Origin of the sequence: Tumidithrix elongata BACA0141 (assembly GCF_036349135.1) — a bacterium.
GTDB classification, from domain to species: Bacteria; Cyanobacteriota; Cyanobacteriia; order Pseudanabaenales; family Pseudanabaenaceae; genus Tumidithrix; species Tumidithrix elongata.
Window position 1 is genome coordinate 1 of record NZ_JAZBJZ010000138.1, and the last position, 12,967, is coordinate 12,967.

A 12,967-nucleotide genomic window follows, 5' to 3' on the forward strand; every position below is an offset into this window, starting at 1 on the left:
TTTCCTATGAAACCCCTCTTCTGTCTTTATTGCAAGGTTTTGTCCTGTACTAAGGCACAACGCATTAACCAACTGGTTTCGGACGTTCAAGCTGCTATGAACAGCACTGTTATGGTCACAGACGAAGGAACCAAAACCGCTGACGCCAGCTTGCAACTAGCACAGGGTACTGCGAATGCATTTAACTCCGTATCTGAATCGGTAAATAGTGTGTTCTTGAACAACCAACAAATTGCTTTGAGTGCGAAACAACAAGCGGTCGCCGTGCAACAGGTAATCTCGGCAATGAATGCGATTAACTTGGGTTCCAAGGAAACAGCCCAAGGTATGACACAGGTGAAGTCGAGTACTGACGAGTTAAAGACGGTAGCAACCAATTTGATGGCACTGATTTAGTCAAGTCTCTTTTCTGCTATCTCTCACTCTCCAGCGAAGGTTCTAATTACCATGATCATAGAAGATGAAGAGCTGCGCGTTCTCTATAAGGTCGCTAGCAGCGAACATATCCAAAAAATTGAAGCTGGCATCCTGCACCTAGAGAAACATCCTCAGGACACCAACCGCTTAGAAGAAATGCTGCGGGAGGCGCACTCGCTCAAGGGTGACTCCCGTATGCTAGGTGTCAGCGAAGCCGAGACGCTGATTCATCAGATCGAAGAAATCTTCGCATCTGTAAAAAAAGGAGAGACGCATCTAACGAGCGATCTCTGCGATCGCCTCTATAAAGGTGTAGATGCCGTCAGTAAAATTGCCCATGAAGCCGTAACGGGTCAGCCTGCTAACGTTCAGGTTTTCTCTGTCTTGGCACAATTGATGGGCGCAGACATGGACGAAGAAACGGCTCCCACGATGGAGTCAACGAATTCGTTAGAAGCTTCTGCCAAGGTTTCGTCGGAGGTTTTAGCACAGGCTATGGATGACGAAGCACTCCATACCATGTTTGCTGATTTCCTCAAGCAGGAAAACGCATCCTCGCCCTCTGCTGAAGTTTTAACCTCTCCAGCAACCGATCCTGTGGCTGAGCTTTTAGCTGAGTCTATGGCAACGCTAAACTCAGAATCTCAAGCGGCAATCAACGATTACCAGATCGATACGCTGCGGGTAGAGTCCTCCCGTTTAGATCGATTGCTTACACAGGCTAGCGAACTCTTGGTGACGCAGGGGCGATTTAGCGATCGCACCAACGACATTCAAACCATCCAAAACCTTTGGCAAGAATGGGATCGCGAAGCTTTTGCCAGTCGTCTGGCTTTTGACGAATTGGAACGGCGCATGCAAGGCTCGGAAGAGCTAAAGCCTATCCGTGATTTTTATCACCTCGTCGATCGGCAACTAGAGCAACTGGGAAACCTCGTTAACCAGCTAAAAAATACTGCCAGCGATGATGTCGCCCGTCTAGAAATCGTTAGTAAAGACTTGGAATCTGGCATTCGCAAACTGCGCCAGATGCCGATCTCCACAATTTTTAATTTATTGCCCCGATCGGTACGAGATCTTTCTAGGGAATTAGGCAAGGAAGTAGAACTGATCGTGGAAGGAGGCGATACACCTGCCGACAAACAGATTTTGGAAGCGATCAAAGCACCCTTATCTCACTTGGTACGCAATGCGATCGATCACGGTATCGAGTCACCCAAGGAACGTCAAGCCCAAGGGAAATCGCCAACCGCCAAACTTCGATTGCGAGCCTACCAAACCTCCAACGCTGTCTGTTTTGAAGTTCAGGATGATGGACGCGGCTTAGATCTCGAAGCGATTAAGCATACGGCTCTGCGGCAAAAATTGCACAGCGAAGCCGAACTCGCAGCGATGAATACGGCTCAGATTCAGTCGTTGATCTTTAACCCTGGGTTCTCAACGCGGACAAACGTGAGCGAGATCTCAGGTCGAGGTGTGGGTTTAGATGTGGTACGTGCCAATGTCGAGCGGCTCAAGGGAAATTTACAGCTTGAGTCCACACCGGGCAAAGGTTGCCTGTTTCGCCTGACCTTAAAAACCAATCTTGCCACCACCTACGTCTTAATCGTAGAAGTGAACCAGACGATCTATGCGCTCCCTCTAGAGTACGTGCAGACGATGATGCTGGTTTCCCCCCAAGAGATCTTTGCGATCGAGGGTAGTCAGACGATTACCTTTGAGGGTGAGCCTGTTTCCGTTGTTTGGTTAGCTGACCTCTTGGGCTTGTCAGTCAGCGCTCCCGCCTCTACCGCAGGACTCAACAGTGGACTCAACCTTCCCTGCATCATGATGCAGATTGGAACTGAGCGCTTAGGTGTGCTGGTGGATGGGTTGCTAGAGCAACAGGAAATTGTGATGAAGCCGCAGAGCAAGTTACTGAAACGGGTGCGCAATATTGCAGGGGCAACCATTCGAGGTAACGGTGAAGTTTGCATGGTACTCAATCCTCAAGATTTATTTAAATCAGCGAAAAAGGGAACCTCATCCGTCAGCGTAGAGGAGGTGCTGCAACAGGCTCAGGCGAAACACAGGATTTTACTTTGCGATGATTCCATTCCGATTCGCACGCAACTTAAGCGCATTCTAGAGGGATACGGCTATGATGTCACCGCTGCCGTTGACGGACAGGATGGCTTTGACAAACTGCGGACGGGAAGCTTTGATGCCGTGGTTTCAGATGTGCAAATGCCAAACCTAGATGGCTTAGGTTTGGCTGCCAGAATTCGTCAATTCCAAGAATATGACGAGTTGCCCGTGGTTCTCATTACCACACTAGCCTCGGAAGAGGACAAGCGTCTTGGCGCTCAAGCTGGTGCAAATGCCTACCTCACCAAGGGCGATTTCGATCAACGCGTTCTATTAGATACCTTAAGGAGATTAATTTAATCATGGCTGATCCTATTAAAGTTTTTTTAGTCGAAGATTCTCAAGTGGCATTGCAAATTCTCAAAAAGCTCCTAGATTCTGCGCCTGAAGTGCAAGTTGTCGGGATTGCCTATGATGGGGCGGAAGCATTGGCAAAGATTCCTGGTGCTAACCCCGATGTGATTTGTACTGACTTGCAAATGCCCGGAATGGATGGTTTTGACTTTACCCAAAAGGTGATGTCTCAGTTTCCACGCCCGATTTTAGTGATTAGTAATGCTGTACAAAACAACGACATTGACAATATCTATCGACTGATGCAGCTCGGTGCTTTAGACTTTTTCCCGAAACCCACCACGGGTTCGCCCACAGACTACGAAACCATGAAGGGGGCTTTGGTTACCAAAATTAGGGTTTTAGCAGCTAAACGCATGTAAATAGAGTTCGAGCGTTAAGGAATTTGGCGATCGCCCCTTACTAGAAATTTCACTCTGGGAGGGGCGATCGCTGTAAAAAAATGCCAGCACCTCATGGATAGAGATGACTGGCATTGACCTCGTAAGGAAAATTTTGATGGTGAAATGGCGATCGCTAAAACGTAAAGGTGGTTCTGACTACACCAACCGTTGCCGTGGGATTGCTGCTAAATCCTTCGGGATTAAACACAAAGAAGATACCAGGTGTAATACTGATATTTTTACTAACCTTGAAGTTGAAATAGCCTTCTAAATGATAAGGCGTAGCAGTTTCAGGTCTTGTGGCACGACCTCCAACGGAATTTCGATACAGTGGCTGCCCGAAAATGATCCCTGCTGAGTTACCCTCATTAAAGACGTCTTTAAAGTGGAAGCCAGTCATCCAACTCGTAAAAGTTGTAGAGGCACTAATATTGGCTAGATCGGCAAAGAGCCAAGAACCTGACACATTAAAGGCGACCTTAGGGGTAATCCGCCAAGTTGCAGTTGCCCCAATGGAATTCATTTTAATGGGCTGAGCGGCGATCGTTCCCAAGGCACTACCGCTTCCAATCTCTGCTGCAGTTGGGTTAAACAAAACCGAGCCAATATCGGAAGAACTCAAGCCCGTGCCGAGGATATTAATTTGGTGATAGCTATTGGCATAGTTTAGACCGATATCAAGGTTTGGGGAAGGCTTAAGGGTGAGCTGTGCGGCTGCGATCGTACTGCCACCAAAGAACCCTGCTCCTACGGGAGTGGCAGTTCCTGTATTGCTTAGACCATTGTTAAGGGGAACATTGCTGGCTAAAGAGGCGTTAATGCTTCCATATAAAGCTCTAAAATCTACTTGGTCGCTTGGGTTCCAGATAAAACCAACGGCTGCTGCTAGTCCAGTGCCAGAGGTTCCACCAGAGACGCGATAGGCAGCATTATAACCCTGTCCAAATCGCGAGATCGATCCCTGTCCCTCGCTGGCAAAGGGACTAATCGCAGGAAAAGCATCAGAGACTTCAGCATTGGTTCCTGCGAATAGCGTGACTTTATCAGCCACGGGGAAAATATATAAAAGTTTGTATAGGTTGACAGAGTTTGACGCAACTGGAGCCAGCGTTTGAGGGTTGATTCCAATGAACTGTGGCTCAAAGCCTAACCGAACATTACTCGAACTCAGTCCAATTGGATCGGCATATCCCAAGGAACCCTGAAGGCTATTCGCTCCTCCACCAATGTTATATGCCTGTAGACCCGTAATGAGAAGGTCTTTACCTGAAAAACTGGTCGTGAGATTTAATCTGACGCGACTGTTAAACACGACGTTGGGATTTCTTCCACCGATTGGGTTAGCTCCGCTAGCTCCAGCCACAGCCATAATGACCTCGCCAGAAAGCTTGGTAGTTGTTGAGAACTGTTGAGCTTCCAACTTGGCAGTTTTGGCTTCAAGCGCATCTACACGACCTCTAAGGGTAGCGAGTTCAGCAGCAAATTCTTCTTGAAGCTTTTGAACTGCGGCAAGGTCTTCCTTACTGACTTTATCTGCCAACCCAGCAGAGATAATTTCATTGATTTTGTCCAAGCAAGCATTCAAACCAGCGGCAAACTCATAGCGAGACATCGCTCTTTGACCGCGATAGGTGCGATCGGGATAACCTGCAATACAGCCGTAGCGTTCTACTAGAGACTGTAAAGCTGTGAATGCCCAATCTGTGGGTCTAACATCCGATAGCTGGGATACTGAGGTTACTTGTGCGTTAAGCTCCGCAGTGGGCAAATCGTTCGCTTTAAACTGCGAGTATAGATTAGGTACATCAGCGGATAGTTGAGACTCAGTAGTGGGAGCAATGGGAGTAGATACAGCAGGAGCAGGATCTATGGCAGTATTTTTTGCTTCCACCTGCATAGGCTGCGATCGCACGGGCTTTGTTTCGGCAGCATATAGAATTCCAGGTGTCATAAAACCGACAGATAGACAAAGCAATCCTATCTTGGTGAAGCTTATTTTGTTAGAAAATTGGCGATCGCTCATAAAAAATCCTCACACGACAAGTGCAAATGTTTGCAGTATTTTGTTGCAACTCAAAGAGTAGAAACTTTGATTAGGAATGTTTCTAAAGCTATAGCAATCCTATTTAATTTGAATGTGGGGCAATTCATAAATTGCCATGATTCTATGCAAAACAAAGAATCTCCCCTATGCCATTTAGAAGCGCTATAAATATATATCGCAATCCTAAATAATTTGTGCGTAGGAGCATTACCCCTACTGGTCTACACAGAAGAAAAAACCTCTCATAGATCAAATAGGATTGCTATAGAAACCCCATTCAATGACTGAATGGAAAATAAAAGTCTCTAGCTTTCTTTCTGTTGTTTTTAACTAATTTTAAATATTAGAAATTACGTCTAAAAGGAAAAAGATAAATTATTTTCAATCCTTAAACTAGCTCTAAATAGGTTTTGTCATTTTGGCAAAATTGAAACAGTGCATAAATTAAAGATACATAAGAATGTATAGAAATTGTAAATTTTCCTCAATATATTTCTTATGATTTACGTATAGAAAAATCTATAATTCGATTCCTGCGATCGCTTCGCTAAAGGTAAACCAAAAAGAGAGAAGACGAAAGCAAGGAAATTAGTTTCTTGAGTTGCAGTGCATCAGCTTAAACTAAAAACAGTTGCAATCAAATCAAAACTGAATGCCTCTGGTGCCTATTAACGTTCTTCTGGCCGAAAACTCTCTGGTTACGTTGGAAATTCTCCAGCGTATCCTCAGTGGCTCTGCGGATGTTAAGGTGGTCGGCATTGCCCTGAATGGTCAACAGGCATTGGATCTAATTCCCAGCACGAAGCCCGATGTAATTTGCACCGATCTGTTTATGGAGAGAATGGATGGATTAGAACTGACTCGGCAGGTAATGGCGAAATATCCACGCCCAATTTTGGTCATCAGCAATGCCGTGCAGGGTAAAGATACAGAGATGATTGCTCGGGCGCTACAGGCTGGGGCGGTTGATGTTTTCCCTAAGCCTACAACGGGTTTGCCATCTGACTATGAGAAGGTCAAGGCTGCATTAATTCATAAAATCAAGGTCTTGGCTGGGGTAAGAGTCTTCATGAAACCACTCAGAGATCCAATCAGGGAGCCAATTAGGGATCCAATGCCAAAAGCTTCTGCTAGTCTGAATATCCCTGCCACTAAGCATCCCACAGCTACAAACCTGACTGTAAGTGTAGGCGCGATCGCAAATCCAAGCGATCGGCTCATGACTCAGTTCAAGGTACTCGCGATCGGCGCGTCTACAGGAGGTCCAGGTGCTTTTGAAAAAATTCTTTACCGTTTGCCAGCGAATTTTCCGATACCCGTGATTTGTGCCCAACACATTAGCGAGGGATTTTTAGAGGGATTGGTCAATTTGTTAGACAGCAAGTGTCTGCTAAAGGTTAAAATTGCCCAAGTCGGCGAATTTCCTCAAGCGGGAATTATTTACTTCGCACCAGAAACGCAGCATCTAGAACTCGACTCGCACGGTCAATTTATCTATTCGCTAGGTGCTCAAGCGAGGGAATATTGTCCATCGATTACGATGTTATTCAAATCGATCGCTCGATTTTATGGCAAAACCTGTATGGGCGTGCTGCTGACGGGTATGGGTAACGATGGGGCTGAAGGACTGAAAGCGATTTTCGATACGGGTGGTTTGACGATCGCCCAAGATGAGCAGAGCAGCGTGATTTTTGGGATGCCGAAAGAAGCGATCGCCTTGGGTGCGGCGCATTATGTATTGCCCCTGCCAGATATTGCCCCATTTTTGCTGACTCAAGCGCAATTAGAGCGCCCGAAAAGTCCTAAAACCGACAAATTGCGTTAAAGGAGCGACTCGCAATGAATCCAACCCTTCTTCAAGATTTTGTGCAGCTTATTGCTAGGCATACAGGCATACAGGTTCAGGAAAAGGATCGCGGGGAGTTGGTCAAAAAAATTGCTCTGCGGATGACCGCACAGAAACTTACGACTCCAGAGGTCTACTACCAACTTTTGGCGATTCCATCCACACAGGGAAGTAGCGGTGAAGCCGATCGCCTAATGAGGCAGGAATGGGAAGACTTGACGTTGTTGTTAACGACAGGAGAAACCTACTTTTTTCGCGATCGCGGTCAAATTAATCTGATTAAAGAAACCATTCTGCCAGAGATTATTGACCAAAAACTCCAAGCCCAGGCGATCGTAAAAACTAAGCCCTCTCTAAGAATCTGGAGTGCAGGTTGTTCCACGGGCGAAGAGGCCTATTCTCTTGCCACCATGGTTAAAGAACTGATTCCCAACTATTTGAACTGGAATCTCCTGATTTTAGGCACAGATATTAATACAGAATCGATTGAGAAAGCGAAAGCAGCGAACTATAGCGAGTGGTCTTTTCGCATGGTGAACCCGGAGGTGAAGCGGCAATATTTTACTTATCAAGATAAGAAGCAAGATAAAAGCTGGCAATTAAACGAGCAAATGCGTCGGATGGTGACGTTTCGAGCTGGCAATTTGCTGACTGATGACTATCCTAATCTAAGCTCCAATATCTACAATATGGATATCATTCTCTGTCGAAATGTATTCATTTATTTCAATGCCGCAGATGTGGAGACAATTTTAGGCAAATTCTATAAAACCCTTAGCTCTTATGGATGTCTGATCGTCGGACACACAGAATTGCAAGATCTAAATCTCCAGGGTTTCGTTCCTAAGGTTTATGAGGAATCTATCGTTTATCTGCGATCGGAAGATATGAAGCTTGGGCAAGCCATCTCAAAAAGTCCTGCCATAACGCAATCACGTACCACCACAGAAAGAACGATAGCCTCCCAACCCCTCGTTACGCCATCTCAGACGCCTTTAGTCAATGATTCATCAACGATAAAGGTAAAGCCTGTGGTTAAACCACCCGATCGCTTGGTTTCATCTTTAGAACTTCATAATGCGAAAATGCTGTTTGAACGAGGGGAATATCCACTTGTGCTGCAACGGGTCGAGACAATCTTAAAACAGCAGCCAGATAATTTTGAAGCAACCTATCTCATGGCTCAAACTTATGCCAATCTGGGACAGTACGAACCAGCGATCGCCTATTGCAAACAGGCGATCGCGCTGAATTCTATGTCGATGGATATTTACCACTTACTAGCCCATATTGCCGAAGAGCAAGGTAACCTCAGTCAGGCTAAAGAATATCTAAAGCGGACGATCTATATCGATGAAACTGCGATCGCGGCTTATCTAGATCTTGGTTCCATTTACAAAAAAGAAGGTGATGACCGCAGAGCCAAGAAAATGTTTGCTGTTGCAACCGAACTCCTAGAAGCCCTACCTCCAGATTCTACGATTCAATATCGAGATAAAGCAAAGGTTTCTGAATTATTGCAGCAAGTCAAGCGTAACTTGTAAAACTCCATACAGGCAATATGTAGGATTTTGTCGGTATAATTCATCAGTATTTAATATTCTTATCGTCAAGTTTGTAATGACCTCACTACCGCTAAAGTTCCGTTCTTTCCAAGCCTCTTCATCTAAGCAGCCTGATCGCTTATTGGTTGCCCTACATGGTTGGGGTGCTAATGCCGATGACTTGGTCTCGTTAGCGCCGATGTTACGATTAGAGAACTATCAGTTTATCTTTCCCGAAGCTCCCTTCGACCATCCAAATGTGCCCGATGGCAAGATGTGGTACGACCTACAGGACTTCGAGGTCAAAGCAGGTCTATCAGAAAGTCAAACCCTATTGACAGAATTCTTAGAGGCTCTTCCCGATCGCATGGGCATTCCCCTCGCCAACACAGTTCTCATGGGTTTTTCGCAAGGTGGTGCGATGACCTTAGACATTGGTTCTCGGTTCCCTTTAGCTGGGTTGGTATGCTTGAGTGGCTATCTACATGGAGAGCTCAGCGCCAGCGATCTTCCCCCAGTGATGATTGCCCACGGAGTACAGGATTATGTTGTCCCGATTACGGCGGCTAGGTCTACCCGCGATCGGCTATTGATGTTAGACGCACAAGTTGATTATCAGGAATACGACATGGGGCATGAAATTAGACCGCAGGTTCTAGAACGCATCCGCGAATTCGTACTGGGCTTGAAAGCAAATGTTTAAAAGAGAAGGTTTAAAAGAGAATTCTTGAAGGTAAATGTTCAAACAATGGCAGACTTTTCAAGCAGCCTTAATCTTTTATAGCTGTATCCCTTTACGTCCAAGCGGGAACTTGGATTTTCGTGGAATTGCAGTCTATGCGCCAATTGTAGGGATTCTGATTGGTCTGTTACTCGGTGCGATTGACTGGGGCTTAGGTTGGCTGGTGGGAACGCATTCTCTCTTGAGGGCGGGACTCGTCACCTTTGCGGGTGTACTCCTCACTGGTGGGCTACACCTCGATGGCGCAATGGATACAGCCGATGGATTAGCCGTTACCGATCGGTCGCGCCGCCTTGCGGTGATGGTAGATAGTACGACGGGGGCTTATGGCGCGATCGCAGCAATTGCCATTCTTCTTTTAAAGGTTTTGGCGATCGCAGAGCTTAGCGATTATCGTCTTTGGATTCTCATCTCCATATCCGCATGGGGACGTTGGGGACAATTGAGAGCGATCGCAGCTTATCCCTATCTCAAGCCTGAGGGTAAAGGGAAGTTCCATCGAGATAGCATTCAAGCTTGGCAGGTGTGGCTATTAGGAATTCTACTAACTTTGGGTAGCTTTGGTCTAGGAGGAATCTTCGTGTTTGGCTTTGGTATGAAACCGATGCTTTTCTCTTTTATTCTCAAGCTTACTCCGATCTGTTTTGGCTTCGCATGGCTGGTAGGCGCGTGGTTCAATCGTCAACTGGGCGGACATACGGGCGACACCTACGGCGCGACGGTGGAATGGGCAGAAACTTTGAGTCTCTGCGCGATCGCTTTGACTCAATTTGTCTAATTAGCAGATTTATCCGTGCGATCGCTTCTATTGCCTATGCGATCGGACTTGATTGTTATCTTACTTGCTTATCTAGCTCCTGTCTCATCGGTGACAAAGAATTCATGCTGCTCGCTTTGGATTACCATATTTTCTGGCATTGCAACTGGGTCATATAGCTTTGTTCCTAAACAATATTCACGTACGAAATCAAAGAAATTACGTTCAGATAGCTTGACAATTGCCAACTCATCTCCTGTAGATAAATAGTAGATATCATAACTCTCGTCTAAGCCATAGGTTCTGAGGTCGAACCAGAAATCCGATGCATTATTTGTGCTGGTGGAATGGAAGGCAACATAGCGTCCATCACCGCTAATGCTGGTGTTAAAACTATATCCGTTCGGGGCATCTCCATTTTGAGTGGTACTTACCCTTATCAATTCTCCAGTTACGAAATACATCAGAAAGGTTATTTGTATCCTTAATGTCAAGGCTAGTGTCTATGCCAAGCGCCACGTAGCGACCGTCGTAACTAATGGAAGGTATAGTTCCGTTAGTTGCGATTTTCTTTCCAAGTTGCTTTACTGAATATTCATAACTCGTCTTATTATTCGCAGGGTCAGTAATCGAAAGCACATTCCCAAAGGCATCGAAGGTCGTAGTCGTTACCTTACCCAAAGCATCTGTTACCGTATTTCTGCGATTCTTGAGATCGTAGCCATACTGGGTTCGCTGTCCCAAAGGATCGATCGTATTGACATGGATAAATTTACCCGTAGTGGTGGAACTGGAGCCGTTAAATTGATTGTTGGTAAATCGCATTAATCCAGTTGTGAGGTCGTATTCGTAAATCGGTTTGGAGGATTTTCACCTTTGAGCAGTTTGCGATCGAGTAGACCATTGATCTTGTGTTAAAATTTTGATTGACGTGTCTTACAGAGTCAGTATGGATACCATTAAAAAATTCGTCAAGAAAGCGACTTCGACTCATAGTTACACGCCTAAAATCGACCTAGATCATACGCAACTGCCAGAATCAGATGGAACCTTTGTGAAGAATTTTCAAGAACACCCACAAAGTTTGGTTCTGACTAGTTCGATCACGCCAATTTTAGAGAAACTTCATCCTGATGGACGTTATTGTATTGGTCAGGATAGTGGCATTTATTGGAAAGTGACCAAACCGCCTGAAAAGGGTGCAGAAGCACCTGATTGGTTTTATGTACCGAATGTACCTCCACTTCTGAAGGGGAAATATCGTCGTTCTTATGTAATGTGGAAAGAGTTGGTTCCGCCTTTGCTGGCGATAGAATTTGTCTCTGGGAATGGTTCTGAGGAGCGAGATGATTCGCCACCACCCGAAGATCCCAATGAGATTGACCCGAAAACTGGAGAAAAAAAGAAGGCTGGAAAGTTTTGGGTTTATGAGCAAGCGGTCAAGATTCCTTATTATGCGATTTATGAGGAGAGTATTGCTGCGGTTGAGGTTTACCATTTAGTGAATGGGCGGTATCAACTGATAAAACCTAACAAGCGAGGTCATTTTTCCATTCCAATCATGGGGATTGAGCTTGGTATTCAGTATGACCAGAAGGATCCTCCTACCCCTTGGTTGCGGTTTTGGGATGGGGATGGGAATTTGCTTCTGACTGGGGATGAACGAGCTGTTGTTGAGATGCAGGCTAGGTTACAAGCTGAGGTGGAGCGATCGCTTGAACAAAAGGCTAGGCAAGAAGCTGAGGCTGCCCAAAAGCAGGCTGAGGCGATCGCCGATCAAGCAAATTTAATTGCTGAGCAAGAGCGTAATGAAAAAATTCAGGAAAGAATTGCTAAAGAGCAAGCAGAGGCGATCGCTGATCGGGCTAATCTAGAAAAACAAGAAGCTGAAGCGATCGCTGAGCATGAACGTAATGAAAAGCTTCAAGAACGTCTGGCTAAAGAACAGGCAGAGGCGATCGCTGAGCAAGCCAATCTAGAAAAACAACAAGCAGAAGCGATCGCCGATCGGGCTAACCTAGAGAAACAGCAAGCAGAAATAGCACAACAACTAGCTGAACAAAAAGCCCAACGGCTTGCCGAAATGCTCAAAGCGCTGGGAATTAACACAGATGAAATTCTATAGCCGATCGCTTAAAACCTAAAATATACCTAAAAAACTGATCGCATTCTGAGGCGGAACACGATCTCTGTCAGGCAGAGTTGGAGCGTTCTCAATCTGAATTGGAAAGGTCGTATAAGCAGCAGGCTAGGCGTGAGGCTGAGGCGGCGGGACGCATCCTGCAAGGAATCGCCGAGCAAGCCAATCTAGAAAAACAACAAGCAGAAGCGATCGCGAAGTACCCCCACGGACAAGAATCCATGCAGTTTCTGTTAGCGCAAAACTATATTGACATGGGTAAGGCGATCGGACAAAGCCAAGGTGATGTTCATGGATCCCAAATCCGTGCTTGGGATGGTGCAGTCTTTGCTAGCAATGGTAGACAAAATTGGCTCGCCACCCGACGGCAAGCAACCATTTGGAGCTAGCGGAAACGTTCGCGATTGGGCGGGCAATAATGATTTAATCGACTTAAGCAGTAGTATCAAAAAATCTAGCTTTCTTGACGATCCAGCACAAGATGCTGATAAGAATTAATTCAATGCAATGGAGTTAGTAACGATTGCAGATTCAAAAAAGTCTGTAGGATTAACAATGTTACTTGGCCAATTCAAGGATGAAATGCAACGGGGTCTGATGAAGCAAAGAATAC

11 protein-coding genes and 2 pseudogenes are annotated in these 12,967 nt (G+C 45.7%); 9 read left to right on the forward strand and 4 right to left on the reverse strand.

Going from position 1 to position 12,967, the window contains the following annotated elements; genetic code table 11:
• From V2H45_RS22480 to V2H45_RS22490, 3 genes and pseudogenes are all read left to right on the forward strand, one after another.
• Positions 1 to 396 (forward strand): annotated as a pseudogene (locus tag V2H45_RS22480) (hypothetical protein); the annotation flags it as partial.
• Between the two features lie 51 nt (positions 397 to 447).
• The gene (locus V2H45_RS22485; protein WP_330485929.1) at positions 448 to 2,844 is read left to right on the forward strand and encodes a hybrid sensor histidine kinase/response regulator; all 2,397 of its coding nucleotides are present in this window, start codon (positions 448 to 450) and stop codon (positions 2,842 to 2,844) included.
• A gap of 2 nt (positions 2,845 to 2,846) precedes the next feature.
• Complete coding sequence (locus V2H45_RS22490; protein ID WP_330485930.1) at positions 2,847 to 3,260, forward strand: response regulator; 414 nt, start codon at positions 2,847 to 2,849, stop codon at positions 3,258 to 3,260.
• Here V2H45_RS22490 and V2H45_RS22495 read toward each other — a convergent pair.
• Both V2H45_RS22495 and V2H45_RS22500 read right to left on the reverse strand, forming a co-directional pair.
• A complete protein-coding gene (locus V2H45_RS22495; protein ID WP_330485931.1) occupies positions 3,240 to 3,374 on the reverse strand; it encodes a hypothetical protein in 135 nt (44 codons plus the stop codon). The genes V2H45_RS22490 and V2H45_RS22495 overlap by 21 nt on opposite strands.
• A 40-nt stretch (positions 3,375 to 3,414) precedes the next feature.
• On the reverse strand, positions 3,415 to 5,304 hold the full coding sequence (locus tag V2H45_RS22500; RefSeq protein ID WP_330485932.1) for an iron uptake porin: 1,890 nt from the start codon (positions 5,302 to 5,304) through the stop codon (positions 3,415 to 3,417).
• 673 nt (positions 5,305 to 5,977) lie between these two features.
• Here V2H45_RS22500 and cheB point away from each other — a divergent pair.
• The 4 genes from cheB (at position 5,978) to cobS (ending at position 10,235) form a co-directional block, all read left to right on the forward strand.
• Positions 5,978 to 7,150 carry a chemotaxis-specific protein-glutamate methyltransferase CheB gene (gene cheB / locus V2H45_RS22505; RefSeq protein WP_330485933.1) on the forward strand — a complete coding sequence of 391 codons (1,173 nt, stop codon included), beginning with the start codon at positions 5,978 to 5,980 and terminating at the stop codon, positions 7,148 to 7,150.
• Between the two features lie 14 nt (positions 7,151 to 7,164).
• Positions 7,165 to 8,715 carry a CheR family methyltransferase gene (locus V2H45_RS22510; protein WP_330485934.1) on the forward strand — a complete coding sequence of 517 codons (1,551 nt, stop codon included), beginning with the start codon at positions 7,165 to 7,167 and terminating at the stop codon, positions 8,713 to 8,715.
• 76 nt (positions 8,716 to 8,791) lie between these two features.
• Positions 8,792 to 9,418: an alpha/beta hydrolase gene (locus V2H45_RS22515; RefSeq protein WP_330485935.1), complete on the forward strand. Its 627-nt coding sequence runs from the start codon at positions 8,792 to 8,794 to the stop codon at positions 9,416 to 9,418.
• Between the two features lie 34 nt (positions 9,419 to 9,452).
• On the forward strand, positions 9,453 to 10,235 hold the full coding sequence (gene cobS, locus V2H45_RS22520; RefSeq protein WP_330485936.1) for an adenosylcobinamide-GDP ribazoletransferase: 783 nt from the start codon (positions 9,453 to 9,455) through the stop codon (positions 10,233 to 10,235).
• A 68-nt stretch (positions 10,236 to 10,303) separates the two neighbouring features.
• Here the strand turns inward: cobS and V2H45_RS22525 are convergent, their stop codons facing one another.
• Entirely contained in the window at positions 10,304 to 10,657 is a 354-nt protein-coding gene (locus V2H45_RS22525; RefSeq protein ID WP_330485937.1) for a hypothetical protein, read from the reverse strand.
• Positions 10,608 to 11,039 (reverse strand): RHS repeat domain-containing protein, encoded by a 432-nt coding sequence (locus tag V2H45_RS22530; RefSeq protein ID WP_330485938.1) that lies wholly within the window; start codon positions 11,037 to 11,039, stop codon positions 10,608 to 10,610. Before V2H45_RS22530 ends, V2H45_RS22525 begins: the two co-directional genes overlap by 50 nt.
• A 124-nt stretch (positions 11,040 to 11,163) precedes the next feature.
• Here V2H45_RS22530 and V2H45_RS22535 point away from each other — a divergent pair.
• Together V2H45_RS22535 and V2H45_RS22540 are read left to right on the forward strand one after the other, a co-directional pair.
• Positions 11,164 to 12,030 (forward strand): annotated as a pseudogene (locus tag V2H45_RS22535) (Uma2 family endonuclease); the annotation flags it as partial.
• Positions 12,031 to 12,416: 386 nt separating this feature from the next.
• A complete protein-coding gene (locus tag V2H45_RS22540) occupies positions 12,417 to 12,743 on the forward strand; it encodes a hypothetical protein (RefSeq protein ID WP_330485940.1) in 327 nt (108 codons plus the stop codon).
• Positions 12,744 to 12,967 lie beyond the last annotated feature (224 nt).